Below are 26,096 nucleotides of genomic sequence, written 5' to 3' on the forward strand. Positions count from 1 at the left end.
CAACTGGGGTTCTGCAATGGGCCAGCGTTCGATCTCCCGAGGCGGAGCCGTCTTGCTCCCTGAGCCTATCGATTGAGCCCATCCATGAATCTCCATGCAAACCTCACCGAATCCATTCATCCCATCCGATGAGTTTTCCTTCCAATCAGCAGAAGCCCCCCGCTGTACCCACCAGAGCCAGCATTGGGTAGTTCACATGCACTTAAACTCACCTCACCCATTGGAGAGGAAACAAAGCCAAGCGTCAAAGTAGAGCTGAGGGTAATGGACAGCCCCATGATGAGTCAATCCTGGTCAAAGAAACTTAAGCGGATCCCAGCAAAAGGACAACACCTCGCCAGAATGAGGGTTCAACCCGTAACCGCGTGCCCTTGGGGCGGGGAGGGAAGTTAATGCCCAGGCAGATTGTCATTGCCGAGCAACATCGAGTGGCAGCCGTCTTCGCCGAAGATCAAGTGCAGGAGCTGATCGTCGCCAGCGGCGCTCACCAAGTGGGAGACGTTTACGTCGGAATCATCGAGAACGTTCTGCCCAGCATCGATGCCGCTTTCGTCAACATCGGCCCTGCAGAGCGCAATGGGTTTATCCACGTCAGCGACCTGGGCCCGCTGCGCCTCAAGCGAAGTCATGCCTCGATTTCTGAGCTGGTCTTGCCGCAGCAAAAGGTGCTGGTACAGGTGATGAAAGAGCCTACCGGCAACAAAGGGCCAAGGCTTACCGGAGATTTGGCCTTTCCAGGGCGGTATTTGGTGTTGCGACCCTACGGAAAAGGCGTTCATCTGTCCCGCCGCATCGAGGATCGAGAAGAACGCAACCGTTTGAAGTCGCTGGCCATTTTGATTAAACCCCCGCAGATGGGCCTGTTGGTGCGCACCGAAGCGGAAGGTGTGTCCGAAGAAGCGATGATCGACGACCTGGAGCAATTGAAGAAACTCTGGGAAGATATTCAACAGCAGTATCAGGCAGCACGGGGGCCGGGGCTACTCAACCGGGATGACGACTTTATTCAGCGGGTGCTGCGGGATGTTTACTCCGACGATGTGAACCGCATTGTAACCGACTCTGCGGCGGGAGCGAAGCGAGTCCGTAGCTATCTGCAGGGCTGGAACAAGGGCCAAATGCCCCCCGGTGTCGTTGTCGATGCCCACCGCGAGCCCACCCCCATTCTGGAGTATTTTCGGGTCAACGCGGTTATTCGTCAGGCGCTGCGTCCGCGGGTGGATTTGCCCTCTGGCGGCTACATCATCATCGAGCCCACCGAGGCCCTGACGGTAATTGATGTTAACTCGGGCTCCTTCACCCAATCGGCCACTTCTCGGGAGACAGTGCTGTGGACAAACTGTGAGGCGGCTACCGAGATTGCCCGCCAATTGAGGCTGCGCAACATTGCCGGTGTGATTGTGGTGGACTTCATCGATATGGATTCCCGCCGCGACCAGTTGCTGGTTTTGGAGCATTTTAACAAGGCCCTCTCCAGCGACAAAGCTCGCCCACAGGTGGTCCAACTGTCGGAATTGGGGCTGGTGGAGCTCACCCGCAAACGGCAGGGGCAAAGCCTTTACGAGATCTTCGGCTATTCTTGCCCCACCTGTGAGGGGCTGGGGATCCTAGCCCGCTTGCCGGGGGCCGAGCCAGGGCATCTGTTAACAATAGAAAGCGGCCTGACGGTAACGCTACCCACCGAGGCGGAAGGAGGGGATGAGGAAGAGGCCGGCCCGATCCTGCCCCGCGATGGCAACCCCCAACGGGCACGCCTGCGAGTGGGGAGCGATGGGCTGTCTCGAGGCGATAGCCGTGCGCTGCTGCGGCGGTCGCGCTCTGCCCCCGGACAACGACGCCCCAGCCCGGATCCCTTTACGACTTCAGACGATCTGGAGGAAGAGCCACGGGTTGAAACGGGACGCAAGCGTCCCCGTGAAGACTGGGGGGATCCCCGCACTGGCCAGCGCCTCGTTGCCCGGAGCCTGGATACTTCTGTAGAAGAGGAAGCCCCAGAGCCGATGCAACTGCCAGGGGGCGGAGCAGACCTAAAGCGTCAAGAACCCCGCCGTTCTGGCCCTGGGGAAGAGGCAGAATCCGCCTCACGCAAAGATCACACTTCCCCAGCCCGCACCGTTCGCGCCAGCGGGACGGAGTCCTCAGAAGGCCGTCCGGCTCCGGTACGGCAAACCGTCACCGTGGAGATGACCCCGTTACAACAACGGGTCTACTCGGAGTTGGGGCTGTCGCCGCTGTTGCTGCTTGACCAGCCGCCGCCTTGGGGCCGAGACACGGCGGTTAGGGTGGTTCTGCCGGGAACTCTCGAGGTGGAAAGTAGCCCAGAGGTGGAGACTGAGGCAACTTCTCAGGCGGAGGAGTTGGCGCCCGAACCGGATGCCTTGCAGGAGAAGGAGCCGCTGGATACCGTTTCTCCACCCGAACCCTCGGAACCCGAAATCTCCTCTGCTGAATCGTTCCCGTCAGCCGTGCAGAGCAGCTTGGCCGAGCCAGCGGCGGAACTGGGGATCAGCCCTGCCCAGCAATCTCCAGCAGCCTCCAGGCGACGGCGCTCCCGCAGCAGTTAGGCGCTGCTCTCAAGCCCAGGGGCAGGCATGGGAGTATGGTGGAGCGGGCAAGGCCGAGTTTGATCTGGGAGGGATCCCTTTGGCAGCAGGGGATCCTGCGGGTGGCGGGGGTGGATGAGGTGGGGCGGGGAGCCCTGGCTGGGCCAGTGGTGGCGGCGGCGGTGATTTTGCCCGCCCAGATGGATCCCAAAGAACTGGAGGGAGTGAGGGATTCCAAACAACTGCGTCCGCAGCAACGCGCTCAATGGGCGGAACGGATTCGGCAGGTGGCTTTGGCTGTGGGCGTTGGCAGTGCCTCTGCTGCTGAGATCGACCGGCTCAACATTCGCCAGGCCACGGTGCTAGCCATGCAGCGGGCTTTGGCCAAGTTGGATCCAATCGAACACATTTTGCTGGATGGATTGCCGCTGGCCGAGCTGGGATCCCGGCAAACGGCCCTGGTCAAGGGGGATCACATCAGCCTCTCCATTGCCGCTGCTTCAGTTGTGGCCAAAGTCTGGCGAGATGCCTTGATGCAGAGCTGGGATCGGCAGTACCCCGGCTACGGCTGGCGCACCAACGCTGGCTATGGCACGCGGGAGCACCGACTGGCGTTGCAGAACTTGGGGCCCACCCCGCAGCACCGCCGCAGCTTTGCCCCCTTGGCAGAACTGAAAGTCAGCAGATATGATGGTTAATGCAGTTGCATTGCCCACGTAGCTCAGTGGACTAGAGCACTGGGTTCCGGTCCCAGGTGTCGGAGGTTCGAATCCTTTCGTGGGCGTCTTCAGGCATATAAGTTCAGCCATATAAGTGGGCAACATACTCTCCGTACCCGTTGTAGGGCAAGGTGGGAACGATTTGCCACTGGGAACGGGATCCGAAACCGATCAAGACTTCCTGCTCCTGTGACCAGCGGGGGTGGGGCACCCTAGGATCCACATTGGCCTCAAATCCATACTCCTCAGGGGCGAGGGTATTCCAAAACGTGGAGGGTTGACGGGCCAAAAGCTCGATTTTGACGATGGATTTTCCCCCCTTAAAGCCATACTTCCAGGGAACTACCATGCGAATTGGCGCTCCGTGCTGTTTGGGCAACGGCTTGCCATAGATGCCGAGGGCAAAAAAGGCCAACTCGTTGGCCATTTCCTCGATCCGCAACCCTTCCGTGTAGGGCCAAGGCAAGTTGGGGGGCCAGATTGGGCCAGGCATAATTTCCGGATCGTAAAAGGAAGTGAAGCGGACAAATCGAGCCGTCGGCAAAGGATCCACCCGTTCCAGCAACAGCCGCATCGGAAAGCCCAACCACGGCACCACCATCGCCCAGGCTTCCACACAGCGAAAGCGATAGATGCGCTCTTCGAGGGGGAAGTTAAACAGATCTTCCAGGCCCAACCGCTGAGGATGCCGCACCAGCCCGGTAATCTCGACAGTCCAGGGATCCGTGGGCAAAGCCTGTGCAGCCCGCCAGACGCGCTTTCCGGAGCCAAACTCGTAAAAGTTGTTGTAACGAGCAGCTACAATCTCCTCGGTGACGGGCCTGCCCACATCCGAAAAGTGGGGGTTGAGCGGGATCCCCCTCAGCTCTCGTTCTACCGAGGGAGCAGCTCCCCTGCTGCCAAACCCAAAAATAGAAAAACTGGCTCCCACCCCAACGGATCCCAGTTGCGCTAGAAATTGCCGCCGGCTGAAAAACATCTCTTCTGGAGTGACCTGTGCCTCTCGTTGCCAGGGGTGAGGAACTCGGATCCCGAACATCCATCAGCCATCCTTTGATTCAGAGTCAGGGAAAAAGTCTGCCGCCCGAACTACTACATCCTAAATGAATTACTACATCCTAAACGGATCTAAGCCGACATTCCCCGAGCTCGTTTCCAGCGCTGCCCCATGTGTAGTCATTTCAAATGTAGTCATTTCAAACAGCAATGAAACGATTTGTTATGTCTGTCCCTGGCTCCCCTCTCCTTTTGAGAGAGGGGTTGGGGGTGAGGGAAACCCTGCAGGCTGGGATGATCGGTGACGAAATCACGGTATAGCCGTGTTGGCTGAGTCCGTGCTGCTGGAAAAAAGTGTGGGGATCAGCTAAGGACTTGAGCTGGGTTCCGGCAAAACGTAAATAGACTCCACCTGCCGCCCTGCCGATGGCACTGCTTGGATGGTGCCCTTGTCGATGTGGTAGATGACCTTCTCTGCTTGCAACTGATTTTCCCCTTGGTTGATGATGACCTGGCCCTCCAGCTCAATGCGTTGCTCCTGGCTGTAATACACAGCTCTTTGGGCACGGGCCGTCAGCCGCTCGGCAGGAAAACTGAGGGTGACATTGCCGATGGCCGTAAAAACCCCTGTGTTGGCGTTGGCCTCCTGCACATCGGCGCTGATGCTGATGGCACGAGGATTTTGACCCCAGGCCGGGATCCCAAGGGCCAGCACCACACCCACAGCCCAGCCCAGTGTCTTCAGCCGCTTCCAACCCTTCCGGTCAAGCGTTATCTCCAAAGTCATGCCCCATCAACCCGTCAAACCACCCCAGCAGCCAGTCTAGCCCGTCAATCCAGGTCACAATGGCGGGGGGCAGCCTATGGGTCCGTTCCCTTTCCCCCCTGGGGCAGAGCTTGGGCAAGCTGTCTTTCCAATTCGGCAACCCGCTGCATGAGCTGTCGGTTGGCTTCCAGCAGCTCCCGCGCCTGGCTGTTGAGGTAGGGATCCGATTCCCACCAATTGATGCCGATCTCCTTGGCCTTATCCACCGAAGAAATCAGCAGGCGAATGCGCACATTCAGCAACTCCACATTGCCCACCGAAACGGTGATGTCTCCGGCGATCACAATGCCCTTGTCCAGCACCCGCTCCAGCACATCGGCCAGCGAGGAGCCATGAGTAGCCGTGGTCAAGGGTTGAGAGCTAATCGGCACAGGGTTAATCGACCTCCAAAGTGTACCAACAGGCAAAAGACTCAGCCAGGCAGTTGGTCTAGCAGATAATTCAGCAGCTGGGATCCCTCTTCATAGCGCTTGCCAGCCCGGGGCAACAGCACATCCGCACACAAAGCGCGAAAATCGGCATTCTCTTTGCTAACTGCCAGCTCATGTTCCTTGACAATGCGCCCGATCATCAAACAACTGCGCAGGCTGGGGTGGCGCGTCAGATCCAACTTGCGGCGAAAAGCCCGCACAATGTGGACGATCTTGAGGGCGTCGGGGCCGGATAAGCCTATTCGCGAGGTGAGAATCTCCTTTTCGGTCTCGATGTCCGGCTCCCCCATATCGATGGTGATCATCCGATCCAGCAGCGCATCTTGGGCCCTGTGAACCCCGGTATATTCCTCCGGGTTAGAGGTAAAAATGGCCCGGAACTGGGGATGCACCCGCAGATATTCCGAGCGGTTGCTGTCCGGCGGCAACACCAGCAGCCTCTCCTCCAGAGCACTCAGGAGAGCATTGTTGGCCTCAGGGCGGGAGCGATTGAACTCGTCGTAGATGAGGGTAAACCCCTCTCGGCAAGCCAAGGTGAGGCGGGCATCCACCCAGCGCTGCTGCACATCCTCCTCCGTCTTCACCACCGAGTGAATGAAGTTGTCCACCACCCGCCGATGGGTAAAACCGGTGCGCCCCCCGATGAGGTCGGAAGAATCGAAGCGGTCATCCCCATAGATCAGCATGATGGGGCGGCCCAGCAGGCTGGCCAGATGCATCGCCAAAGTGGTTTTGCCCGTACCCGAAGGCCCCCGCAAATGCACCGCAAAGCCCGATTGCAAATAGCGCAAAGCGCGGCGGGTAATCCGCTCAATGTAGGGGGTGTTCACGAACTGGCGGGGACGCGCCTGCAGAACCGTGGCCATGGAGATACTCAACCTCTTTGCTGCCCTAGACTCCTTTGCCTTGACTATAGCCCGGATGTTCTTCCTGCGCTCGGCACAACTAAACTGCGACCGTCCCCGACACCATGCGCCGCAGCGTAGCCAAGATTTCCGAGGGATCCAACCCCAGATCCACCGCGCCGCGGGCCAACAAATCCCGCACCCGTTCCCGATCCCCAATTACCTGCAGCAGGGTCAAGTTGGGATCCTGCGCTTGTAGATCACTCACATACTTGTTGACATAGTCAAGGATGGGATCCACCTGTTTCTCAACAGTAGGCGGAACTTCAGGGGGTTCGAGCGTTGTCAAACCCCCTGGGGGTTGGGAAACAGAGACCGGGGCGGACGGCTCCACCGGGGTTTGACCTTCGGCTACAGGCGTTGAGTCGGAAGCAGTCTCACCGGCAGTCGCAACGGCACTGTTAGAGCTTGCACTGGAAGTGGAGACTTCAGGTTCTGGGATGAGGTCAGGGATCCCATTGCCCCACACCTGCTTATGCAACTCCGCCCGGAAAGTGGCCAGGGATCCCCGCAGGGCCTGGGCCTGGGCTTGCTGTTCCTGAGCCATCTGAGCCAGCTCCTGTCGAGCCATTTGCCGGAGAGCCTGTACCCACTGCCGCAAATCGGCGCAAAAAGACTGCCGCGCTTGCTGAGTTTTGTCGGCCATCGCCTGCCGAGCCTGCGTATAGGTGCTCAGCAAATGCTCCACAGCCGCAGTCAAGTTAGCCCGGAAAGCCTGCAATTGCTGCCGGCTGACTTCCAATTGAGCAGCTCGTTCCTGCTCCAGGCGAGCCAGACTCTCTGCCACCGACTTGGCCCGCTGAGCCGCCGCTTCCGAACGGGAGCATTCGTCCAGGGATCGCCTCACAGCCCGCTCCTGCCTCAGTTTCTGCAATTGGCTGCGGGTTTGCTCCGTCTGGTGCCGTATTGCTTCTTGTCGTTGCTGGCGGCGCTGCCCCAGCTCAACCATCAGGGCTTGGTGCTGCTCTAGGCGCTGCTGCCGGGATCGGCTTAACAAACTTCGATTCTGAGCCACCCGCCGGCTGCGGGCCATGGCCCATTGTTCCTGCAAACTCATGATCTCCAATCCCTCACGTCGTTTTCAATGCTTGGGTGGATACAGCTTCTCTGCCTGTTCCCAACTCGATGGCACTGCCAACCTGTAGCTCAGTGCGGCTGCAAGACTCAATCCTCGAACAAAACCCGCAGAAGCAAGGCAGAGACCGGCGGTGGATCCCTGCCTCGCTTTCCGACGGCTAGCTTCCTACGCCTCCGCCCAGAGAGCATAACTCATCCAACCATTGCGATGCTCAAGGCGAGAGGGTTGTGGGCACTTTCCTTGGTTGAGTGATTTTGGTTAGGCAGATTTAGACGGCAGGAGCAGCAGCAGTAGCCGTCAGACCCACAGCCTCAGCGTACTTCAGGTAGGTTTCCACAGAAGCCACAACGACGCGGGCTTCAATGGCCAACAGCTCGATCCCAACCAAAGAAACCCGCACCCAGGCATCGACCACGATACCTTTGTCCAAGATGCGATCGATCACTTCGGCCAAGCTGGAAGAAGAGTTCACTTTCTCAACTGCCATAACGATCTCTCCTGCACTGATACTGCTGATACTGATGAGGGTTGAAAAGGACAGACAACTCGGCGGCAAAATGGCATGTAGAAGGGATCCCAGCTGAGGATTCACCTTCCCTAGGGCGACAGCCGCACCCTCTATCACCCTAGCCCTATTGTGCTGGCTTTTTTCGGGGAGAACACCCGTAGATTCGCTTAAAAAAGACGGCGAACTCGAAAGGTTTACCGCTTTTCTAAGCGCCATCCCCCCTACATAGTACTCGCCAGCAGAAAAAATGGGCAAAGATGAGGGCGAGTTTTGAGCCCAAGTTGTGGAAGTGTGGTGGAGGGGCAGTGGGAAGCGGCAGGGATCCCCTATACTGGGGGCAGTGGGCTTGCTGACATACCGTTTCTCGCTGGCTGATAGGGCTGTCGTGACCGATTTCAACACCGGGATCCCGAGCGTGCGTCGCCTGCAGAAGGGGATCAAGGATCGAGAAACCTTCGAAATTAAGCTCAGTACGGGGGATGTCTTCGTCGGCCAGTTGCGCTGGCAGGATCCCGATTGCCTCTGTTTAGCCGATGCCGAGGGGCGGGAGTCGCTGCTGTGGCGGTCTGCCATTGCTTTCATCAAGGTCAGGCCTCAGTCTTAAGTACTGCTCCGGATCCCTGTACAGCTCTTCTTCCCAATTTTTGAATAAATCTTTACAACAACTCAGGGCTTTTCTGTCTCCCTCTGAGGGCAGTTTTCTCCAGTTGACCCACTCCTGCTGGGTTTTTGGAGCGGTTGACTACCCTGCCGTCGCCCTGAGTCTATCCCAAAGCCGTCCCCCATTGCTCCGCAACGCTGTTGCAACTGCGTCAGCGGGCCGTAGGCCTTAAGGACGAGGCTTTAGACCCAGTTTTTTGGTAAAAATGCCAATTAAGAAGGGTATGATAAGGAGTGTTAAAAAATCTGATCTCTCCTCACCCAACCATGACGACTGCCCCCATTGAGATACCTCTTCAGCCTGCCGCCCAACGGCATAACCACTACAGCCGCGAAGACTTTTTTCGCTTTGACCTCTCCCAGGGATCCCTTGTGGACTGGACGGGTGCCCGTAATGTCTTGGTGAGCGAAGACTTTATCCTGGGTTTACAGCAGGGCCTGGAAGAAGAAGTGGGAGATGCCTCAGCTTCTCTGATGTACACCATCGGTCAAGAGTGGGGACGCAACGATGCTGTCCATTTTTCCCGCTGGTTTGAGGAGGAATATCGGCGCCACCCCAAGCAGAGTAATCTAATGTTTCTCTTGGAAACCTGGTGGTGGCCTCTGACCTCCCAAGGATGGGGGCGCTGGGAGGTGGAGACCGAGAGTCGGCGGCAAGGGTTTATTTTCATCAACCTCTTTGACTCCGCCGTGGCCCGCACCCTGGGGGATGTCGGTAAACCTGTCTGTCATCTTTACGCCGGATTATTTGCCGGCTTTTTTAGCACCATGGTGGAACGGCAACTGAACTGCATCGAGATCCAGTGCTACTCCATGGGAGAAAGCTACTGCAAGTTTTTGCTCGGCAGCAAAGATCGCATCGATGCGGCTGCCTTCTGGCTGAACGAAGGGGCCAGTGCTGGTGAAATTGCCCAAAAATTGCGTTCAGGTCAGGGAGTAGCTAAGGCATGACCTGGAAGATTACTTTAGAGGATTCGGTGCAGAGCTTTTTTGCCCGTCTAAATTGGGATAACCGCCCCCTACAGATGCGCTCTCTGCCGATGCCTTTTCTGCAAGTGCGGGAGCATTTTGGTTCCATCCCCTGGGCGGGGGATCCCCTGAGTTTGGCTGCGCATTCTCTGGGATCCCTGTCGGCAGCACCAGAACCCGAGCCGGCAGAAGAACAGATCACCTTGGCAGATCTGTTCAGCTTGTTTTGAGTCTCCTAGCACCCACTGACATCCGGAAGAAGCGAGATGGTAAGCCCCTTGGAGCAGATGCTGATCGAGTCGGAAGCCCGCTACCTCAAGCCAGAGGAGCTGGAGCATCTGAAGGCCTATGTTCTCGGCTGGCCAAAACGACAACATGTGTACCGAGTTTTGCGGGAACGGGAGAGCCAGGTGGTGAGCAAAACCCTAGATGCCCTGCAAAAGGAGATGCCCGACCTTTCTCCCCAAGTGTTGGATCTGTGCCGGCGACACCTGCTGTTGCTGCTGCGTCACAGCGCTATGGCCATGTTGCTGCAGGACGAAAACCTCCTGAAAGAGCGGCTGCTCGAGTGGATGGAGGAAGAGGTGCGCCTGTACGGACTGCAGAGGGTTTATGAGGTTGCCTATCGGATTTTCCAGCAGGAGCTGAGAGACCATCTGGCCCCTGGAGAGTTGGAGTTTATCCGCCCTTTGATCACCCAGGTACAGGTGGCCTTGCTGTTTTAGAGCTAGATACTTTTTTGCTTTTTGCATTTTTCGGTGCTAGAGCGCTCTATCTCAACTAGCCGGAGACTTCAGTGTCGTTGGAGTTAATGTTAGCGTTGTAGTAAATCTGCCCAAGGGGTATTCAATTGCTGGAGGGATCGCCATAAGATTTGGAGCGTAAACAACCGTTCTCCCAGCTCAACAACCAACGAACTGTCAACTGCACCCTGCTCCTATTTGGATGCTTAAAGCTCAATAACGACTTGGATTGGATAACCAGGGGATCCCTTATGACCGGCACTAGCTCTATCTCCAATGGCTCAGTCACCTTTGATCCCTACACGCCCGTTTTGGCCAACTACTACACACCCAGCGCTTATCTGCGAAGCGATTTGGAATCGGGCTTACTGGAAAGTCGCCACGGTGAACGTCTCTTGGCCCTTCCAGAAGCATTGCTGCGGGGCATCTACACGGGCCTGGAATACGAGACTGGCCAGGCTGCTCGTTTGGTGTTGCGCAACTGTGGTCGGATGTGGGGCAAGGAGTTTTTCCGCCGTTTTGCCCAAGAACTCTCCGACTACTACCAGAAGCCTTTGGCCGAGCTGGAGATGGGCCTTTTCCTGCAAAGTCTGAGACAAGCTTGGAAAACTCATGGCTGGGGATTGATCGAGATCGACTGGACTTACAAAGATCAAGGAGTGCTGGTGGTGTCGATTCGCAATTCCCCCTTCGCTGCCGTCACGCCTCCCCATTTCAAGCGGCCGATGGGCTTTCTGGAGGCAGGGCTGTTGGCCACCTGGTTTAGCCAGCTAACCGGCCAGGATTTGCTCTGCGTGCAAACCGCCAGCGAGGCTTTGGGAGCGAAGAGCAATTTGTTTGTCGTAACCGCTGCTGCCCGCCTCAAAGAGGGAGAAGCCTGGGTGGACTCCGGCCTCAGCCACGAGCAGATCCTGGAAAAGCTCCTGCAGCCCAGCTAGGCGATGGGGGCTGGTTTTCCCCAGAGGGATGGGATCCCAACAGGGATGAGTCTGTATAATTTTCTGGAAGCAAGGCGAGCTCAAGCGCGCGAGGGTGTGGCCATTGGGGTGGCGAGTCAGAGCAATTCGGGGAGCCATCACCGTACCTACAAACAGTGCCGAGGCCATTGGCGCGGCGGTGGCTGAGCTGCTGGATACGCTAGAGCACCGCAACGCCCTCGATCCGGCTGAACTAGTCAGCGTTATTTTTTCCGTTACCCCTGATTTAAATGCAGCTTTTCCCGCCCAGTTTGCTCGTCGTCGCCCCGGTTGGGAGTCGGTGCCTCTGTTGGATGTGCAACAGATGGAGGTGAGCGGCGACTTACCCCGTTGCATTCGTGTTTTGATCCAGTTGAATACTCCACTTGCTCAAGCGGACATGCAGCATGTTTATCTGCGAGGTGCCCGCGAGTTAAGGCCAGATCTCAGCACTGTTTGATCGATCCATACAGCACCAGCACAGGGTTGACACTCTCACCGACTAAAGTCGGGGGATTTCTACACTGGAGGTGGGACAGTCTGTTGCCATGGGCAACATGGGGCATGATGGATCCCGGATTTGCCCCGCTTATTCTGGGGGAAAAGAATGGCTTAACTCAAGTTGATCCGGGTCGTATCACTACTGATTTGGGAAGGCGCAGAACATCCAGATTCACTCATAGACTTACTTGGACTTACAGTCATTTTAAACAGGTATGAAACATTTCCATCCAGCTCCCCTTTCTTTTTGGGAGATGAGGTGATGGCAGCGGCACAGAGCACTTGGGGGGCTTCTCAATTAGCTTAAAATGACTCTACTTAAGATAAGAGTAGATCTGAGAGCTCAAGGAGACAGCTTTTCTCGCAGACGGTTTTCCCACTGTTGCAGTTGCTCTTGGCGAGCGGCCACCTCTGCTTCGCGACGGCTCAGCTCTTGGCTTTGCCGAGTCAAGGATTGCCGCCAGCTTTCAATCTCCGACAGATCCACCAGACTGTGGGTTCGGGATAGGTTGTGCAACATCTCCACCAGCTTCATGGCTGCCTCTTCCACCCGCCGTACCTGCCGCTCTTCCGAAAGCTCAACCAGCAGCAACACCCCAATGTTGTAAGGGCCAACCTCTTTGCAGGTGACCCCTTCTGGCTTGCGCAGCGGCATCCAAACCCCGTCCTCGGCCTGCCGGGCCAAGAGCTGCAGCTCCCCCTGGCCGAAGAGACTTTTTTTGTGTACCCGTGCCAGATACAGCATGGAACATGCAGGAAGATGCTGCCGATTTTAGCACCGATCCCTTTTATTGAAGAGGGATCCCGTCCCTACACCCAAACCTGGGTTTTGTTGTCCGTGCCACCAGGAGGATCAATGCTAGGATCGGCTGTGGAATGGATAAGGCTCAACGCTCTCCCGTCTTCATCGTTTAGGGATCCCTGGCATGTTTCTCACCCAAAGCCCCTACTTTTTGATGGCAGCGCTGGTGGCGATTGCCAGTGGAGCCATCTTCGCGGTTCGGTTCATCAAGCGCGAGGCCTCCGCTGAGTACGACGTGATTTTTGCCACGATGGGCCTGATCTATTCCGTCTGTTTGCTCTTGGAAGGTCAGCGGCTCATTCCGTTGCTGTTCTTTGCCCAGGTGCTGTTGGCGGTGATGGCCGGCTGGTTTGCCCTCGAAACTTTCCGGTTGCGCATCCTCTTGAGTGAAAAGGCACGGCAGGTGGGCGGGGCTCGTCCGACTACTCGGCGGCAAGGCTTTGTCCGCACCTATCCACCGGGCGGCTATGCCCAAGGGCGCACGGTTTCCACCCGGGCTGAGGGATCCCGTATTCGCGACACCTCCTCCACCCGCTCCATTCCCGAAGGCAGCGCAGAGCCGAGCCGTCGCCCGCGGCCCCAACTGACCAGCGATACCCGTGTGCGTCCCCGCCGCCGACCCGAAGGGGATGAGTATTACGAGGAGCCAGGGGTCCGCCCGCGTCAGGATACGGACTACGATGAACCAGCACCGCCGCCAGAGGCCCGCCGCCCCCGTCGTCCTGCCACCGAAGAGTATCCAGAGGATGTGGATGTGCAGGAAGAGCGCAGCACAGGTACAGCTACTCGTCGCCGTCCCCCACGGTTGCCCCAAGACCAAGGGGAAAGCTACGCAGATGAACCCCCCCGCCGTCCTTCCCGCCGCGTTGTCGAAGTAGAGCCAGTAGAGGTGGAGCCAGAAGAGTATGATGACGATCTGTTCTGATAGGCTCTCAATGCCGATCTGAACTTGATAGAAGCAGCGCCAGGGTCAATTAGTCGGATCCCTCAGCCTGTGTTGCGCATCCCGGCGGCAATGCCGTTAATGGTAAGTAAAGCTCCACGCAGAAGTTCAGCTCGGTCGTAGCGTGTTCGTCCGGTGCGGGATCCCTGACGCTCCCGCAGGCGCTTGAGGAGAGAGACTTGAATAAAGCCCAAGGGCACAATAGAGCGGTTGCGCAACTGCACCGAGCGCTTCAAATAAGGGTCGTTCTCCAACAGTTCCCTGTGGCCCGTAATCTGCAACACTATTGTGCGAGTACGGTGCATTTCTTGGGCAATACACTCAAACAGCTCCATCGCCCGCTCTAGACGCTCTGGAGAGCTCATCTCCCGCACGTAGTGACGCGCTATTTGCAGATCCACTTTGGCCAGAGTCATCTCCACTTTGGAGATCACCATGCGGAAGAAAGGCCATTCGCGATACAGGTGCTGCAGGTGGTTGAGGTTGTGCTCGCCCCTGGCCACGTATTCTTGTAGGGCGGTGCCAACCCCATACCAGGCCGGCAAGAGAAAGCGGCTTTGCGTCCAACTGAATACCCAGGGAATGGCCCGCAGGGATCCGATGTCTTTTTGGCTACCGCTGCGGCGGGCGGGACGGGAGCTGATCTGCAGTTGGCTGATCTCTTCAATGGGGGTGACCTCGTGGAAAAACTCCACAAAGCCCTCCTGCTCGTAGACCAGGTTACGGTACACCTGCCGGGAGCGCTCCGCCAAGGATTCCATCAGGCGCGACCACTCGTGCAGATCGTTGGGGTAGGTGCGCAGTAGGCTGGCCTGGATCACGGCGCTGGTGACGGTTTCCAGGTTAAAAATGGCCAGATCCTGGAGGGAATACTTGGAGGCCAACACCTCTCCCTGTTCGGTAATTTTGATGCGGCCCCCCACACTGCGCCCTGGCTGAGCCAAGATGGCCTCGTAAGCCGGGCCCCCTCCACGGCCCACCGAACCGCCCCGGCCATGGAAGATCTGCAGCTTCACCCCGTAGGATTCGGCCACCGTCTGCAGGCGTTGTTGAGCCTTGTAAATCTCCCAGTTGCTGCTCAAAAAGCCGGAATCTTTGTTGCTATCGGAGTAGCCCAGCATCACCTCCTGTAGATTCCCCTGCTGAGCCAAGTACTGGCGATAGAAAGGGATCTCCAGCAACTGCCGCAAAACTTCCGGGGCCCGCTTCAGGTCTTCGACGGTCTCGAACAGCGGCACCACCGCCAGGGATCCGCGACCACTGATGGGATCGTAGAGCCCCACCTCCTTGGCCATCAGCAGCACCTCCAACAGGTCGCTCAACTGGCGGCTCATGCTGATCACATAGGTTTGGCAAATGGCCAAGCCGAATTCCTGCTGCATGCGGCGCAGGGTGCGAAAGGTGGCGATCAGCTCTGCCGTTTTCTCGGAAAAGGCGATCTCCAGCGGTATCAGAGGCCGACGGGTTTGCAGCTCCTGCAGGAGAAAGGCGGTTTTTTCCTCTTCCGTCATCTCGCTGTAGGGGCGCGGCAAAATGCGCAAGTACTCGAAAATCTCCGTGAGAGCGGCTTCGTGGTAGCTGCTGTCTTGGCGGATATCCAGATGGGCCAGGTGAAAGCCAAACACCTGTACCTGTTGAATGAGATGATCCAACTGACGGCAGGAAAGGCCGCTGTTTTTCAAGCTTTTCTGGATAAGCTGCAAGTCGGCCAGAAATTCTTCTGCGTTGGCATAGGCGTTGTCCACGGGGGGAGGGGTGGGCAAACAAGCGGAGTCGGCCAAGTTGCGATTGCGCTCCCGCGTTAACTCCAGCCGCCGCTGAATGTAGCTGAGCTTGAGGCGGTAAGGCTCCTGGCGATATTGCAGCGAAAACGATTCGTAAACCTCGGGCATGAGGCGGTGATCCTGCTCAAGGGCATCCAGCAGTTGGCTGTCCACATCCCCCCAATGCAGGGAAATGCTCAAGGTTTTGGTGAGAGCCTTCACCGATTCGATGTACTTGCCCAGGATGAGGTTGCGCTGATAGCGGGCCGTTTGCCAAGTCACATCGGCGGTAACGGAAGGGTTGCCATCCCGATCCCCGCCTACCCATGAGCCGAAGTTGCAAAATCCTGCCGGCGGCGGCTCGACGCTGGGAAAAGCCTTTTTCAAGCTGCGGCTGAGGTACTCGTGCAGCAGGGGGATGGCCTGAAACAACACCTCTTCAAAATAGTGCAAGGTGTAATCGACTTCGTTCAAAACAGTCGGCTTGGACTGATGCAACTCGTCGGTGCGCCACCAAAGCAAAACTTCTTCCGCCATCTGTTCTTTTATCATCTGGGCCTGCAAAGGCTGGGTTTGTTCTGCCCAATCCAGTTGGCTGAGCAGGCGAGAGAAGGCCCGTTGCTTCTCGCGGATGGTGTGGCGGACGATCTCGGTGGGGTGGGCGGTAAAGACCATGCGAATGTGCAACTGCTCCAGCAATCTGCGCAGTAGGCCCGGCGGCACCCCTTGAGCCCGCAGGTAAGGGAACAGCCGTTCAAATTTTTCGTTTTCTCGCACGGTACGTTGTTGGCTATCCACCATGCGCATGTCCGAGTCTTCTGCCCGTTCGTAGTGCTGTTCAACAATGTTGATCAACTGGAAGAAGAGGGCAAAGGCCCGTGCCGTTTGGATGGTGGCGTCGAGGCTGAGGTACTCGATAATTTGTAGTACCTCTGGGATCGGGTACTCCAGGGCTTGTCCTTCTGGGGAACACATGGAACGCAGTCGCTGCAACAGATCCACCAGAGACTGACCGCACTCCTGCAGGATCACCGATTCCCAGAGTTCTTCCACCAATTGCAGGCGACGGTTCAACAGGTTGTTCCTGCGGTTGAAGGCTTCGTTGACTTGAAGGGAATGGGCCAAGGGATCCCGTTCCCCAAACAGGGATGCCTCCTTCAGCCCGTTGGCAGAACCCGCTGCCCCCTCTGCAGCGGTCAGGTGGGGGGAAGAGGTCATGAAGGCAGCTCCTAGAATAACCATCCCAATATTAGAGCCTGTTTGTCGAAACGGCAGATGTAGCAGGTATCACGCTCAGATTGCGGTCTTCTCCGCGTCGGATTTTGTAGTTGAGCCTACAAATTGCAAGAAAAAAGTGTTTTACCTTGCCGCAATACCGGTCTAACGCCTTGTTGACAGGAGTTCTGGTGGCTGCCACCCTGTTTATCAACGCACATCTGCTGGATCCCGACCAGGGATTGGACAAAATCGGGCAACTGGGTTTTCACGTCGGTGGGGGATTTTTGTTTGCCTGCGGATGAGGTGGGGATCCGCTCAGGGGTGACCACGGTGGTGGAGGCGGGGATCACCTTCCCGGCGTTTTGTGCAACGGTGGTGTCAACTGCCCAGACGCGGGCTTATGCTTTCATCGATCCCTCTCTCCTCTACATCGCCACTGCGGATTTCATCGCCCACCGCCTCAGGTTGGCTGTGGATTGGAAAAATCAAGATCTGGATCGGGCCAGAGCAGTGATCGAGACCCATCGCCAGGTGGTGGTTGGCCGCAAGGCTCGTCCCACCCTCAAGCTGGGAGAGAGGGAATCACCCACGCTCACTTCCGCTCTGATTCTTGGCGAAGAATATGCCTGCCGATCATGATTCATCTGGGCCGCTTCCCGATGGATGAGGTGTTGGATCCCTTCGATTTGTTGGATCGCCTGCGTTCGGGAGAGATTGTCAGCGACGAACAAAAGGCCCGTGCCCGCGACTACGCATTGCAGGTGGCAGAGCTAGAATCCAAGGCAATTGCAGCTTTCAACCGCAAGTTGGCAGCCTTGTCACCGGCTTGAGCCGCTCTGGAGCGGATGCCCATTTTATGATTTCGGATCAGCAGTGGATGGAACGGTGTCTATCCCTGGCCCGTTCCACACCTCAGCGTCCCTCTCCCAATCCACGGGTGGGCTGCGTGATCGTGCAGGGGGATCGGGTGGTGGGGGAAGGCGTTCATCCGGGGGCAGGGCAGCCCCATGCGGAGGTGTTGGCTCTGCAACAGGCGGGATCCCTGGCCAGAGGGGCAACGCTCTACGTCAACCTGGAGCCCTGCAACCACTATGGCCGTACCCCTCCCTGTACCGAGGCCATCCTAGCTGCCGGGATCCGGCGGGTTGTGGTGGGGATGCAGGATCCCAATCCCTTGGTGGCTGGCAAAGGGATCCGCCGCCTGCAGGAGGCGGGGATCGACGTGACGGTGGGAGTGCTGGAGCGGGAGTGCCAGGAGCTGAACGAGGGGTTTGCCTTCGCCATTGTGCGGCAACAGTGTTTCGGCCTGCTGAAATACGCCATGACCCTGGATGGCAAGAGCGCCGCCGCCACCGGCCACAGCCGCTGGATCAGCAACTCTCCGGCGCGGCAGTGGGTACACCAACAGCGGGCCTGGCATGATGCCGTCATCGTTGGATCCCGAACCGTTTGGCAGGATAATCCGCGCCTCACCTGTCGTCTGGCGGAGTTGCAGGGATCCCAGCCGTTGCGGGTGGTCCTCAGCCGTTCCCTGAACCTACCTCCCGTCGCCCATCTGTGGCAGGTGGAAGAAGCGCCGACGTTGGTGATCACAGAAGCTGTGGCAACCCATCCTTTGTGGGGATCCCTGGCCAAGCAGGGGGTGGAGCTGCTGCATCTGCCCCAAGTAACCCCCTCGCGGGCGGCACAGGTGCTCTTTCAGCGGGGGTGTCTGAGTGCCCTCTGGGAATGCGGGGGCACGCTGGCCTGGGCAGCCCTCAAAGATGGGGCGATCCAGAAAGTAGCCGCCTTCATCGCTCCCAAGATCCTAGGCGGAGCCGCTGCGCCAACCCCGGTAGCAGGCGAGGGGATCCCTGATGTAAACCAGAGCTGGCAACTGGTGGAGCCCCGGCTGGAGACCTTGGGGGATAACTGGTTGATCATCGGAAAGATCTCCTCTTCAGTTGGCCACAGTAACCTACTAAAGTGACCAGCTTTCGATTGCCATACAGGGAGCTTCAGGTTTCTGAACGAACAGGCTGATATCTGTTCAATGTAAATGGATATACTCATCAGAAAAACACGGCATTTCTGCAAAGTGGGGTTCAGAATTGAGCTCAATTGTGCTAGGCTGGTCAATGTTTTGGGGGGGTCAATTGACGTTTTGGTAAGGTCAGCAAAATCAAGCTGTAGGGATCTATCAAGATTCTTCTGAGGTGAGCCTTGTAAACGGCAACGACCTTGTTCAGCCCTTCTTTGCTTGCCCAGTGAGCAGTTTGAAAGCTCTCCTGTCCCGTTTTCAGGTGCAAATCCCAGGATAAGGAAGGGCATTGTGTTGAATCTTTTTGCCGGCCTGCTGTTTGCATCCGCTTTCATCAGCCCCTCGGGAAACGTTGTTATCGAAGGGGATTCGGGGGAATGGGTTTTCGCCGATCATCAAGTCCTAGAAGGGCTTACTCTAACCCTTCTCATACGGCCTGGAGAGAGCTTGGCCTCTTGGAGAGAAATGCTCTCCGTCATGGACGTTCATGTCCAGGGATCGCCGCGCTTTCTCGCCAACCACATGCGGGACAACATCCTGGCTAGCTGCCCCCAAACGACTTGGGAGTTTCATCGGGAGAGCGAAGAAGATGTGCTCTACGAGTTCCGCAGTGCTGGTTGCCGTGGGACGGTGAGTGGAGTTGAGGAACATGAGATTGGCCGGATCACCCGAGGCCCAAGCGGCAGTGTGCGCATTGCCTATGCCGCAAAGCCAGAGATGACGTCCGAAGTGCGAAGCCGCTGGCTGAACTTACTGGGCAGCGAGGTGGGGACAGCTCAGGGTTTTCCCATTCGCAACCTCAGCGGGGCGGCTGCACAGCCTTCTTCCCCGGCTTCAGAAGTCCCAACCTCAGAGCGGCAGATCGCCCAGTGGCTGCAGGAAGCAACCGATGCCCTGAAGCAGCAGGAAGATTTGCTGGCCGAGCTGGATCGCCTAGGTCAGGAAGCGCAGGCGGATGCCCGTGCCTACAGCCAAGGAACCCCCAAAGAGGCGGGGCTAAGGACAATCGGCCTGTACCGAGGTCGGGGGGACGGCAGCCCTGGCGAGGCCACAACCGAGTTCAAGACCACCGACACGTTGATCTGGGCCATCTTGCCGGTGGGCAACCTTCCTGTCAACGCCAAGGTGGAGATGCTCTGGTACTACGAGGGCGGAGAAGCTGGGGGCGAGCAACTAATCCGCAAGCTCGATGTTCCCTGGGATCCCTTGGCCGATACCGTGCGAGGCTTTCTGAGCTTCAGCCAGCCCTACACCGGCCGCTACCGCGTCGAGATTCATGTCAACGGCGAGAAGGTGGGAGTTGGCCGCTTCACAATCCAATAGTCTCCTGCAAGAAGTACCCCTCCTACGGGGTTACACAGGCTTGGGGGTGGACAATCTCCATCACCAACTCCGACGGGGTGAAGACTGTTGTGCTGGGATCCAGAGGGGGGCTTGCTATCCTCGACGAGTTCTGCATATGGGCCTGACTTTGAGGTTGTAGATAAGGCTGGTGCGGTATTGCAAAAGCAAATTACGCAGATAAAGGGGCAAGTTGCGTCGGTAGAGGGAGCGGGTTTTGCGGTAGATAGACTTGCTGCGCCGGTTAATTGCTTGGCTGCGCCGCTGCAAAGAGGTTTGGAGTGGACGTTGGAGTGCCAGGGATCCGGGCACACGCATCAACCTTGGCCGTACCATATCCCCCCTCGAGAGCGGCGTTGAACGTTGGATCCAGTGTAGGGGATCCTCAGGGGAGCAGCCGCCAGCGGGTCAGCCTATTGCGCAGGCGGTCTGCCCAGCTTGCCGAGATCCCGGCAAAAGCTTCATCCCTCTCCAGATCTTGCAGCAACTGCCGACCCAGAGGTGCCAGACGATACCGATCCGTGATCCCCTGCCCATCCACTTCCCGCCGCAACAGCCCCACCTGAATCAGCCACATCAGCTCCTGATCCGCCCGCATTTCCGATAAAGGACGCCGGGTGTAGCCCGCTTGAACGCCCGCCCAACCTGCAATCTTTGCCGGCGGGATCCCTTTTGTGCTCATGGCCTGCAGCAAGGGCAACCGAAAAGGGCTGCAAATCCAGGCACGCCAAGCCCTTCTGTACACTGACTCAGAGTCATGGAGCATGAGGGACAAGGGGAGTCCTTATGTTCTTATTCAATTCTGTCAATGGCCGTTGAGCAGCAGGCTTGTTACAATAAATTACGATATGTTGATCATCCTTGCCATTGTTGTCCTCCTGGGATTCTGGGCGCTGCGCTTGATGGAGCAGGCTTTTCAGAGTCAGGAGTTCTCGCGCATGTTGGCAGGGACACTGGTGGCTGTGGCTGCCGGCGGCGTCTTGACCTGTTACTTTCTGATGAGCGATACCCTTCAGATGTTGTTTCATCTGCAAGCGCAGTCCCCCTCTTCCTACTCTCAAGATCTGCTCTCCGATTTGAGCTGGCTTGATCAGTAAATGGGCGGTCATGAGCTACACCTGAGCTACACCAATGCAGTAGCTCCGCTAGCGAGGTTGTGACGCAGCTTTTATAGTCGTTTTAAGCCGGAATGAAACATTTCCATCTAGCTCCCCTCTCTTGCTGGGGGTAGGGCGGCAGCGGAGAACGCTTAGGGAGTGTTTCAATCTAGTTTGAAATGGAAGGCCAAAGTATCTGGGGTTATGGCATCCTCCTGCATCCGCAAGGATGGAGTAGCAAGACCTGCCGCCCGCTTGCCAACAGTGAGCGGGAGAAATCCTGCAAGCTGTGAAAAAATCCGTTGACTTGAGCCGTGGGAAGAATGTCAATGGGCCAATTGGGTTGCCAGCCAGGCTCGGATGCTTCGGATCATTTGGTGGTTGGGGGCCAGTAGGTTCTGGTAGATCAACTGTCCAAAAGCATCGATGGGGCTGAACTCCTCCCCGACTTGGAAAGGGTAGCTAAAACCCAGTGGAGTGAGGTGATCCCCCTCGAGATGCTGCCACTCGGTGTGGCCTTGATACTTGCGGCAAAGCTGTTGGTAGAGCAGAGGAATGTCGTCAATATCATCCTGTCGAAATTCCACAAGCAGGTTGTGTCTAACCGGATACTGCTCCTCAATTAAGCGGTTGGTTTCTGTCGGGGAAGGCTCGAACTCTAACCACAGATTCACAGGTGGCGAGGAGGATCCCATCCACATCCGCCACAGATCGGCAAGCTGTTGTTGAGGCCAAGCTTGAGCCAACAGCCGCAGCAATGGCAAAGCCCGATCTAGCCCGGCATTGCTGTAGGCCAGGAAAATATTGCCTCGCCGCTGGGATCCCAGAGAAGGAACGGCTAGACAAGAGAGGATCTGCAACTTACAGCCCAGGCTATGACCCAAACCAAACAGGGGCAACTCCAGCAAACCCTTGCTTTGCAGGCTTCTGTGCAAAGATTGGGCTGCGTTGAGCGCCAGTTGGGCGTGATCGATATCGGTGGTGTAGGGGGTGGCAACAACGGCCATGCCCATACGGGCCAGTTCTTCCAGCAGGCGGCTGTAGAACACTTGCGGGGCAGCTCCCACAAAAGCTCCACCCAGAAAGTGAACGACGGCGCGGGGTTGAGGGGGCAGAAGGAACCAAGTATGCCCATCGGTTTGCCAAGTTGGTGCCATGGTGTTGCAACCTCGCCTGCGAGTTTGTTGAAGCTTTCCCCATAACCCAGCGCTCGGCAGATCCCACTTGCCCACCTCACGCCGGTTCCCCGCGCTGGCCAGCCCCTGGAACTCATCCTAATGGACATCTTGCCCAGACATGGGGATCCCCAGTTAACTTCTGATGCAGCAGGCAAAACTCTGCCCCGCCTCAGACTGAGGTTCTAGCACCGAAGGGTAGTGCGCTACACTCGCCGAGATTGGGTTTTGAGTGTAGGATCCCTGCTCAAAAGTTGCTGTGGCTGCTATGACTAGGGCAGTGGGTGGTGAGGGATCGTGATGAAGACTTCACAGCTTGCAAAAGGATGCCTGCTGATCGATTGTCGGGGCTTTGATGAAAAGACGATAAACCTGTTTTTGGCACCTGGGCCCGATCCCTATCGGGAAACAGAAGAATTTCTCCTGGACTGCGAGATGCGGGCAGATGAGCTGCCCCGTTATCTGCGGCGGGCCTTGCTGGAGTTTCAGTTGTATTCCAATTCGGAAGGGATCCTGCTGCTGCGGGGTTTGCCCGTGGATCCCGGACTAGACCATACCCGCACACCGGCTCTGGCGCAGCGCTCTGAGGAGAAAACCACTTTTGTCAGCGAACGCTGCTTGGCAATGATCGGCAGCCGCTTGGGGCATTTGGTCTCCTACATCCAAGAAAAAAACGGGGATTTGTTTCAAAACTTGGTGCCTACTCCCGGCAGCGAAGAAGTGCAATCTTCTGAGGGATCCCGCACTCGGCTACAGTTTCACCGCGAGACGGTTTTTCATCCCCACTCACCGGAGTTTTTGCTGCTGTTTTGCCTGCGCCCCGACCATGATCGTGTGGCGGAAACCACCTACGCCAGCATCCGTCATGTCCTGCCTCTGCTAGGAGAGCGAGAGCGGGAGCTGCTGTTTGAACCCCTGTATCGCACTGGCATCGACTACTCCTTCGGCAACCGGCAAGCCCTGATCAATGGACCCATTTTGCCGGTGCTGTATGGCCGTCGAGAGGATCCCTTCTGGAACTACGACGAAGACCTGATGGTGGGGCTCACCCCCGAAGCCAGTCTGGCTCTAGAAGCCCTTAGGAAGGGAATCCACGCTGTCTACCGAGGCATCAAGCTGGAAACAGGGGATCTGCTCTGTATTGACAATCGCCGCACCGTCCACGGACGGACTGCCTTCTCTCCCCGCTACGATGGCTTCGACCGCTGGATCCAGCGCTCATTTGTGGTGCGGGATCTCGGCCTTTCGGCAGGGGATCGCCATCCCGGTGAGCGCATCATTCGCACCGCCTTCGCAACAGATGATGAGGCCCAAGCTGCCCTCAATGGGGAGCAGGTCTGTCTCAGAAGATCCTGAGAAGTTCGCAGACTTCAGCGCCATCCATAGCTCAAGTCCGTAAAAGTACTATTGGCGATTTCCCCGAAAGGGTTTGGATGAGTCGCCCCAGATTCTGATGTCAAAATACGTGATCCTCACGATGGCTATCGCAGAGCGTTTCCAGCATTCTAGGCTTATGAGCCAAAGCCATCAATTCTTCTCACGATTGCGAGGTTAAGATGAGCATTCGCCAGATCATCGATGAGGTTTTACAATCTTCGGTTTTAACTCTGCAGCAGGAGTCCAGCATTAACCAAATCCTCTGGGAAAAAAACTATGATCTATCTGATCTAGAGGCTTTGGATAAGCTGGTGGAAGCCATTTTGCGCCAAGAGGTAAGGGCTGCTTCCGATCCCTGCTAGAAACCTAGCCTTGCTTGCAAACGACGGCAGATCTTGCTCAAAACTTACACACTTACACAACGCACAACTGAGAGCAATTGTGCATGCCCCTAGCATGAGTCGGGATGAGATTCCAATCTCTCGATAATTTCCCGGATTAAATGCTCATCAGAGCGATTGATCTCGGGGTGGAAAGGCGCCTGTTTTAAGTAGCGCTTGAGATCCTGGCAGGCTTGCTGCCAACGGCCCAACTGATAATACAACAGCCCGCGATCCCTTAGGTGGGGCAAGGATTCAGGGATCAACAACAAGATCCGTTCCGCTGCTGCCAAAGCGGGTTCCAGTTCGGCGCGGCTCAGATAAATTTGCTTGAGGTTGTTGAGCAAGCGTACCAAGATCAGGCGGGGAGGGGTGGGGCGTAGGTGGTGTTCTTGGAAAGGGATCCCAGGCCCGTAGATTTGCGACAAAAGCTCTTGACAATCTTCTGGAAATAAAATCTCCCCCTGCTGAAAGGGATCCACAAAAATCTCGGCGCCTGCAAACAGGGGCCGGATTAAAAAGTGGCCGGGCATGCCCACTCCTGCCATGGGAAAATCGATCCGCCGCGCCAGCTCTAGATAGATCAGCGACAGCGTAATCGGGATCCCGGTGCGCCGATCGATCACTTCGTTCAAAAAGCTGTTGCGTGGGTCGTAATAATCTTCGCGATTGCCACGAAAGCCCAGATCCTCAAAGAGATAGTGATTCAAGATCTTGATGACCCGCAGGGGATAACGCTCCGGGGGAAGGCGCTCTTGCACCTCTGCGGCCATCTCATCCAGAGCGGCCACATACTCTTCCACCTCCAGATCGGGATAGGCTTCTTGGGCAATCCAGAGGGCCGCCCGACTCAGATCGATGGGCTCCGATTGGATTTCAAGGGCAAAGCGTTGACGGGCAGCAGGAATGCTCATGAAATGTTAAATATTAAATATTGAGGTTCTTTGCAAGGATCTCGGTTAGAACAGCAGCGTGCAAAAGCTGGTCAACAGCAAGGTCACCGCCGTCAGGAGCAGGCTAAAGCTCCAAAGCCGCAAAGCGGCAAGCAGCAGGATCCCGATCACCCAAATCAGCAGAGCATTCCAATAGGGTCGGTTGGGGGCTTTGGACACATTAATTTTCTGGAAGAAGGGCAGCAGGATGAACGATACATCCAACAACAGGCGCGGCAGCCGCAAATTGTCCGGCAGCGGCAGATCTCGCACCGCCAAATAAAGCAGCCCCCAGCTCAACAAAAGCGGGATTAGGAGCAGATAGTTGGATTCGGCCAGCAGGGGTCGATCCACCACCAGCGGAAACAGAGGGCTGATCCCCCAGAGCAGATAGAGGTAAAAGTTGAAGTTCAGCAGCGGCTGTAGCAGAGGGGGCACCTTGAGGCGTTGACCTTGGGATCCGATCCCGTTTACCTGAGCTGCAATTTTCTGGCCCAGGGATCCACCTTTTTGAGGGGTTTGCGCTGCCGGAGCCGCCCGCCAACCGCAGTGGTCGCAGTAGGGAGACTTGAACCGGTAGGCTGGGATCGGCTTGCCACAGGAAGGGCAACGTTGGATCGGACGAGGTTGAGAACTGGAAGCCATGACCACCCCGCGGTACTTCTGCCTTAGCATGCCCCAATGGCTCTCAGTTTACTCCCAGGGCAAACGACAATGTAATACAGGCTGCCCCCAAAGCCGCGCCGGCCATGACCTGAACGGGAGTGTGCCCCAGCAATTCTTTCAGGTAGGGTTCTGGAAAACGGTCGGCGCCCTTTTCTTCAAACCATTCTTCCAGGAGGCGATTCAGCACCTGCGCCTGTTTTCCAGCGGCTTGGCGGATCCCCGCGGCATCGTACATCACCACCAATGCGAAAACCACCGTCGCGGCAAACAGCAGGCTGTCCCAGCCTTCCTGCATCCCCACCCCAATGGACAAAGCCGTCACCAACGCTGCGTGGGAGCTGGGCATTCCCCCGGTTTCCACCAAGACTCGCAGGTTAACCTTGCCTGACCGCACATAGGAAAGGATCAGCTTGATGGCTTGGGCCAACACACTGGCCAGCAAAGCAACCCAGAGGACATGATTGGCCATCAACTGTTGCAGCATACGGCTCTCCAGCACAGACATGCGAGCAGGGTCTCCAGGGATCCCATCTGATCTTGTCCCCTT

At 57.1% G+C, this 26,096-nt stretch carries 30 protein-coding genes and 1 tRNA gene; 17 read left to right on the forward strand and 14 right to left on the reverse strand.

What is annotated here, in order from left to right; genetic code table 11:
* Positions 1–392 precede the first annotated feature (392 nt).
* From ACVWY8_RS08740 to ACVWY8_RS08750, 3 genes are all read left to right on the forward strand, one after another.
* On the forward strand, positions 393–2,564 hold the full coding sequence (locus ACVWY8_RS08740) for an Rne/Rng family ribonuclease (protein ID WP_457394000.1): 2,172 nt from the start codon (positions 393–395) through the stop codon (positions 2,562–2,564).
* A gap of 35 nt (positions 2,565–2,599) precedes the next feature.
* Entirely contained in the window at positions 2,600–3,241 is a 642-nt protein-coding gene (locus ACVWY8_RS08745; RefSeq protein ID WP_011433421.1) for a ribonuclease HII, read from the forward strand.
* A 12-nt stretch (positions 3,242–3,253) separates the two neighbouring features.
* A tRNA-Arg gene (locus tag ACVWY8_RS08750) sits at positions 3,254–3,327 on the forward strand.
* Between the two features lie 17 nt (positions 3,328–3,344).
* Here the strand turns inward: ACVWY8_RS08750 and msrP are convergent.
* The 6 genes from msrP to gvpA all read right to left on the reverse strand — a co-directional run bounded on the left by msrP (position 3,345) and on the right by gvpA (position 7,985).
* Positions 3,345–4,301 carry a protein-methionine-sulfoxide reductase catalytic subunit MsrP gene (gene msrP / locus ACVWY8_RS08755; RefSeq protein ID WP_457393997.1) on the reverse strand — a complete coding sequence of 319 codons (957 nt, stop codon included), beginning with the start codon at positions 4,299–4,301 and terminating at the stop codon, positions 3,345–3,347.
* Positions 4,302–4,625: 324 nt separating this feature from the next.
* Entirely contained in the window at positions 4,626–5,045 is a 420-nt protein-coding gene (locus ACVWY8_RS08760; protein ID WP_457393995.1) for an LptA/OstA family protein, read from the reverse strand.
* A gap of 74 nt (positions 5,046–5,119) precedes the next feature.
* Complete coding sequence (locus ACVWY8_RS08765; protein WP_011433425.1) at positions 5,120–5,455, reverse strand: gas vesicle protein; 336 nt, start codon at positions 5,453–5,455, stop codon at positions 5,120–5,122.
* A 41-nt stretch (positions 5,456–5,496) separates the two neighbouring features.
* Positions 5,497–6,381: a gas vesicle protein GvpN gene (gvpN, locus tag ACVWY8_RS08770; protein WP_011433426.1), complete on the reverse strand. Its 885-nt coding sequence runs from the start codon at positions 6,379–6,381 to the stop codon at positions 5,497–5,499.
* Between the two features lie 79 nt (positions 6,382–6,460).
* Positions 6,461–7,477, reverse strand: coding sequence for a gas vesicle protein GvpC (gene gvpC, locus ACVWY8_RS08775; RefSeq protein ID WP_457393993.1), 1,017 nt, complete (start codon positions 7,475–7,477; stop codon positions 6,461–6,463).
* A 289-nt stretch (positions 7,478–7,766) separates the two neighbouring features.
* Positions 7,767–7,985, reverse strand: coding sequence for a gas vesicle structural protein GvpA (gene gvpA / locus ACVWY8_RS08780; RefSeq protein ID WP_011429717.1), 219 nt, complete (start codon positions 7,983–7,985; stop codon positions 7,767–7,769).
* A 304-nt stretch (positions 7,986–8,289) separates the two neighbouring features.
* Here gvpA and ACVWY8_RS08785 point away from each other — a divergent pair, with 304 nt between their 5' ends.
* From ACVWY8_RS08785 to aroH, 6 genes are all read left to right on the forward strand, one after another.
* The gene (locus tag ACVWY8_RS08785) at positions 8,290–8,610 is read left to right on the forward strand and encodes an Hfq-related RNA-binding protein (protein ID WP_414417969.1); all 321 of its coding nucleotides are present in this window, start codon (positions 8,290–8,292) and stop codon (positions 8,608–8,610) included.
* 323 nt (positions 8,611–8,933) lie between these two features.
* Positions 8,934–9,617 carry a V4R domain-containing protein gene (locus tag ACVWY8_RS08790; protein WP_414407497.1) on the forward strand — a complete coding sequence of 228 codons (684 nt, stop codon included), beginning with the start codon at positions 8,934–8,936 and terminating at the stop codon, positions 9,615–9,617.
* Positions 9,614–9,865 (forward strand): hypothetical protein, encoded by a 252-nt coding sequence (locus ACVWY8_RS08795; protein ID WP_414330906.1) that lies wholly within the window; start codon positions 9,614–9,616, stop codon positions 9,863–9,865. The genes ACVWY8_RS08790 and ACVWY8_RS08795 overlap by 4 nt, the downstream gene beginning before the upstream one ends.
* A 36-nt stretch (positions 9,866–9,901) precedes the next feature.
* A complete protein-coding gene (locus tag ACVWY8_RS08800) occupies positions 9,902–10,360 on the forward strand; it encodes a globin family protein (RefSeq protein WP_041436599.1) in 459 nt (152 codons plus the stop codon).
* Between the two features lie 269 nt (positions 10,361–10,629).
* Positions 10,630–11,316, forward strand: a complete 687-nt coding sequence (locus tag ACVWY8_RS08805; RefSeq protein WP_414407007.1) for a V4R domain-containing protein — start codon at positions 10,630–10,632, stop codon at positions 11,314–11,316.
* A 103-nt stretch (positions 11,317–11,419) separates the two neighbouring features.
* A complete protein-coding gene (gene aroH, locus ACVWY8_RS08810) occupies positions 11,420–11,794 on the forward strand; it encodes a chorismate mutase (RefSeq protein ID WP_011433434.1) in 375 nt (124 codons plus the stop codon).
* A gap of 384 nt (positions 11,795–12,178) precedes the next feature.
* On the opposite strand, the gene ACVWY8_RS08815 is transcribed toward aroH, so the two are convergent.
* Positions 12,179–12,580, reverse strand: coding sequence for a hypothetical protein (locus ACVWY8_RS08815; RefSeq protein ID WP_414330894.1), 402 nt, complete (start codon positions 12,578–12,580; stop codon positions 12,179–12,181).
* Between the two features lie 181 nt (positions 12,581–12,761).
* On the opposite strand from ACVWY8_RS08815, the gene ACVWY8_RS08820 reads away from it, so the two are divergent.
* Entirely contained in the window at positions 12,762–13,562 is an 801-nt protein-coding gene (locus ACVWY8_RS08820) for a Ycf66 family protein (protein WP_414350922.1), read from the forward strand.
* 62 nt (positions 13,563–13,624) lie between these two features.
* On the opposite strand, the gene ppc is transcribed toward ACVWY8_RS08820, so the two are convergent.
* Complete coding sequence (gene ppc / locus ACVWY8_RS08825) at positions 13,625–16,561, reverse strand: phosphoenolpyruvate carboxylase (protein WP_457393991.1); 2,937 nt, start codon at positions 16,559–16,561, stop codon at positions 13,625–13,627.
* A gap of 288 nt (positions 16,562–16,849) precedes the next feature.
* Between ppc and ACVWY8_RS08830 the strand changes: the two genes are divergently transcribed.
* From ACVWY8_RS08830 to ACVWY8_RS08845, 4 genes are all read left to right on the forward strand, one after another.
* Positions 16,850–17,200, forward strand: coding sequence for a hypothetical protein (locus tag ACVWY8_RS08830; protein WP_457393986.1), 351 nt, complete (start codon positions 16,850–16,852; stop codon positions 17,198–17,200).
* Positions 17,197–17,391: a hypothetical protein gene (locus ACVWY8_RS08835; RefSeq protein ID WP_457393983.1), complete on the forward strand. Its 195-nt coding sequence runs from the start codon at positions 17,197–17,199 to the stop codon at positions 17,389–17,391. Before ACVWY8_RS08830 ends, ACVWY8_RS08835 begins: the two co-directional genes overlap by 4 nt.
* 26 nt (positions 17,392–17,417) lie before the next feature.
* Positions 17,418–18,530, forward strand: coding sequence for a bifunctional diaminohydroxyphosphoribosylaminopyrimidine deaminase/5-amino-6-(5-phosphoribosylamino)uracil reductase RibD (gene ribD / locus ACVWY8_RS08840; RefSeq protein WP_457393980.1), 1,113 nt, complete (start codon positions 17,418–17,420; stop codon positions 18,528–18,530).
* 342 nt (positions 18,531–18,872) lie between these two features.
* Positions 18,873–19,904 carry a hypothetical protein gene (locus ACVWY8_RS08845; protein ID WP_457393977.1) on the forward strand — a complete coding sequence of 344 codons (1,032 nt, stop codon included), beginning with the start codon at positions 18,873–18,875 and terminating at the stop codon, positions 19,902–19,904.
* 114 nt (positions 19,905–20,018) lie between these two features.
* Here ACVWY8_RS08845 and ACVWY8_RS08850 read toward each other — a convergent pair whose 3' ends face one another.
* Positions 20,019–20,240 (reverse strand): hypothetical protein, encoded by a 222-nt coding sequence (locus ACVWY8_RS08850; protein WP_414427606.1) that lies wholly within the window; start codon positions 20,238–20,240, stop codon positions 20,019–20,021.
* A 67-nt stretch (positions 20,241–20,307) separates the two neighbouring features.
* On the reverse strand, positions 20,308–20,688 hold the full coding sequence (locus ACVWY8_RS08855; protein ID WP_457393974.1) for an Npun_F0494 family protein: 381 nt from the start codon (positions 20,686–20,688) through the stop codon (positions 20,308–20,310).
* A gap of 82 nt (positions 20,689–20,770) precedes the next feature.
* Between ACVWY8_RS08855 and ACVWY8_RS08860 the strand changes: the two genes are divergently transcribed.
* Complete coding sequence (locus ACVWY8_RS08860) at positions 20,771–21,019, forward strand: hypothetical protein (RefSeq protein ID WP_011433446.1); 249 nt, start codon at positions 20,771–20,773, stop codon at positions 21,017–21,019.
* A 326-nt stretch (positions 21,020–21,345) separates the two neighbouring features.
* Here the strand turns inward: ACVWY8_RS08860 and ACVWY8_RS08865 are convergent, their stop codons facing one another.
* Positions 21,346–22,176, reverse strand: a complete 831-nt coding sequence (locus ACVWY8_RS08865; RefSeq protein WP_457393972.1) for a DUF1350 family protein — start codon at positions 22,174–22,176, stop codon at positions 21,346–21,348.
* Between the two features lie 318 nt (positions 22,177–22,494).
* On the opposite strand from ACVWY8_RS08865, the gene ACVWY8_RS08870 reads away from it, so the two are divergent.
* On the forward strand, positions 22,495–23,550 hold the full coding sequence (locus tag ACVWY8_RS08870; RefSeq protein WP_457393969.1) for a TauD/TfdA family dioxygenase: 1,056 nt from the start codon (positions 22,495–22,497) through the stop codon (positions 23,548–23,550).
* Positions 23,551–23,750: 200 nt separating this feature from the next.
* Positions 23,751–23,933 carry a hypothetical protein gene (locus ACVWY8_RS08875; protein WP_414342619.1) on the forward strand — a complete coding sequence of 61 codons (183 nt, stop codon included), beginning with the start codon at positions 23,751–23,753 and terminating at the stop codon, positions 23,931–23,933.
* An 89-nt stretch (positions 23,934–24,022) separates the two neighbouring features.
* Here ACVWY8_RS08875 and ACVWY8_RS08880 read toward each other — a convergent pair whose 3' ends face one another.
* From ACVWY8_RS08880 to ACVWY8_RS08890, 3 genes are read right to left on the reverse strand one after another with little or no spacing between them, the layout of a single operon-like run.
* A complete protein-coding gene (locus ACVWY8_RS08880; RefSeq protein ID WP_457393967.1) occupies positions 24,023–24,865 on the reverse strand; it encodes a SirB1 family protein in 843 nt (280 codons plus the stop codon).
* Positions 24,866–24,910: 45 nt separating this feature from the next.
* Positions 24,911–25,558, reverse strand: a complete 648-nt coding sequence (locus tag ACVWY8_RS08885; RefSeq protein ID WP_414407302.1) for a hypothetical protein — start codon at positions 25,556–25,558, stop codon at positions 24,911–24,913.
* Between the two features lie 13 nt (positions 25,559–25,571).
* A complete protein-coding gene (locus tag ACVWY8_RS08890) occupies positions 25,572–26,054 on the reverse strand; it encodes a divergent PAP2 family protein (protein WP_414417982.1) in 483 nt (160 codons plus the stop codon).
* Between the last annotated feature and the right edge of the window lie 42 nt (positions 26,055–26,096).

The sequence above is a fragment of the Thermostichus sp. OS-CIW-32 genome, assembly GCF_054060415.1.

Coding starts and splice junctions, on each gene's coding strand:
- ACVWY8_RS08790 (WP_414407497.1), top strand. CDS start 8,934: ATGACGACTGCCCCCATTGAGATACCTCTTCAGCCTGCCGCCCAACGG.
- ACVWY8_RS08820 (WP_414350922.1), top strand. CDS start 12,762: ATGTTTCTCACCCAAAGCCCCTACTTTTTGATGGCAGCGCTGGTGGCG.
- gvpC (WP_457393993.1), bottom strand. CDS start 7,477: ATGAGTTTGCAGGAACAATGGGCCATGGCCCGCAGCCGGCGGGTGGCT.
- ribD (WP_457393980.1), top strand. CDS start 17,418: ATGATTTCGGATCAGCAGTGGATGGAACGGTGTCTATCCCTGGCCCGT.
- gvpN (WP_011433426.1), bottom strand. CDS start 6,381: ATGGCCACGGTTCTGCAGGCGCGTCCCCGCCAGTTCGTGAACACCCCC.
- ACVWY8_RS08795 (WP_414330906.1), top strand. CDS start 9,614: ATGACCTGGAAGATTACTTTAGAGGATTCGGTGCAGAGCTTTTTTGCC.
- msrP (WP_457393997.1), bottom strand. CDS start 4,301: ATGTTCGGGATCCGAGTTCCTCACCCCTGGCAACGAGAGGCACAGGTC.
- ACVWY8_RS08835 (WP_457393983.1), top strand. CDS start 17,197: ATGATTCATCTGGGCCGCTTCCCGATGGATGAGGTGTTGGATCCCTTC.
- ACVWY8_RS08865 (WP_457393972.1), bottom strand. CDS start 22,176: ATGGCACCAACTTGGCAAACCGATGGGCATACTTGGTTCCTTCTGCCC.
- ACVWY8_RS08850 (WP_414427606.1), bottom strand. CDS start 20,240: ATGCGTGTGCCCGGATCCCTGGCACTCCAACGTCCACTCCAAACCTCT.
- ACVWY8_RS08880 (WP_457393967.1), bottom strand. CDS start 24,865: ATGAGCATTCCTGCTGCCCGTCAACGCTTTGCCCTTGAAATCCAATCG.
- gvpA (WP_011429717.1), bottom strand. CDS start 7,985: ATGGCAGTTGAGAAAGTGAACTCTTCTTCCAGCTTGGCCGAAGTGATC.
- ACVWY8_RS08855 (WP_457393974.1), bottom strand. CDS start 20,688: ATGCTCCATGACTCTGAGTCAGTGTACAGAAGGGCTTGGCGTGCCTGG.
- ACVWY8_RS08870 (WP_457393969.1), top strand. CDS start 22,495: ATGAAGACTTCACAGCTTGCAAAAGGATGCCTGCTGATCGATTGTCGG.
- ACVWY8_RS08875 (WP_414342619.1), top strand. CDS start 23,751: ATGAGCATTCGCCAGATCATCGATGAGGTTTTACAATCTTCGGTTTTA.
- ACVWY8_RS08800 (WP_041436599.1), top strand. CDS start 9,902: ATGGTAAGCCCCTTGGAGCAGATGCTGATCGAGTCGGAAGCCCGCTAC.
- ACVWY8_RS08740 (WP_457394000.1), top strand. CDS start 393: ATGCCCAGGCAGATTGTCATTGCCGAGCAACATCGAGTGGCAGCCGTC.
- ppc (WP_457393991.1), bottom strand. CDS start 16,561: ATGACCTCTTCCCCCCACCTGACCGCTGCAGAGGGGGCAGCGGGTTCT.
- ACVWY8_RS08860 (WP_011433446.1), top strand. CDS start 20,771: ATGTTGATCATCCTTGCCATTGTTGTCCTCCTGGGATTCTGGGCGCTG.
- ACVWY8_RS08885 (WP_414407302.1), bottom strand. CDS start 25,558: ATGCTAAGGCAGAAGTACCGCGGGGTGGTCATGGCTTCCAGTTCTCAA.
- ACVWY8_RS08745 (WP_011433421.1), top strand. CDS start 2,600: ATGGTGGAGCGGGCAAGGCCGAGTTTGATCTGGGAGGGATCCCTTTGG.
- ACVWY8_RS08760 (WP_457393995.1), bottom strand. CDS start 5,045: ATGACTTTGGAGATAACGCTTGACCGGAAGGGTTGGAAGCGGCTGAAG.
- ACVWY8_RS08890 (WP_414417982.1), bottom strand. CDS start 26,054: ATGTCTGTGCTGGAGAGCCGTATGCTGCAACAGTTGATGGCCAATCAT.
- ACVWY8_RS08815 (WP_414330894.1), bottom strand. CDS start 12,580: ATGCTGTATCTGGCACGGGTACACAAAAAAAGTCTCTTCGGCCAGGGG.
- ACVWY8_RS08805 (WP_414407007.1), top strand. CDS start 10,630: ATGACCGGCACTAGCTCTATCTCCAATGGCTCAGTCACCTTTGATCCC.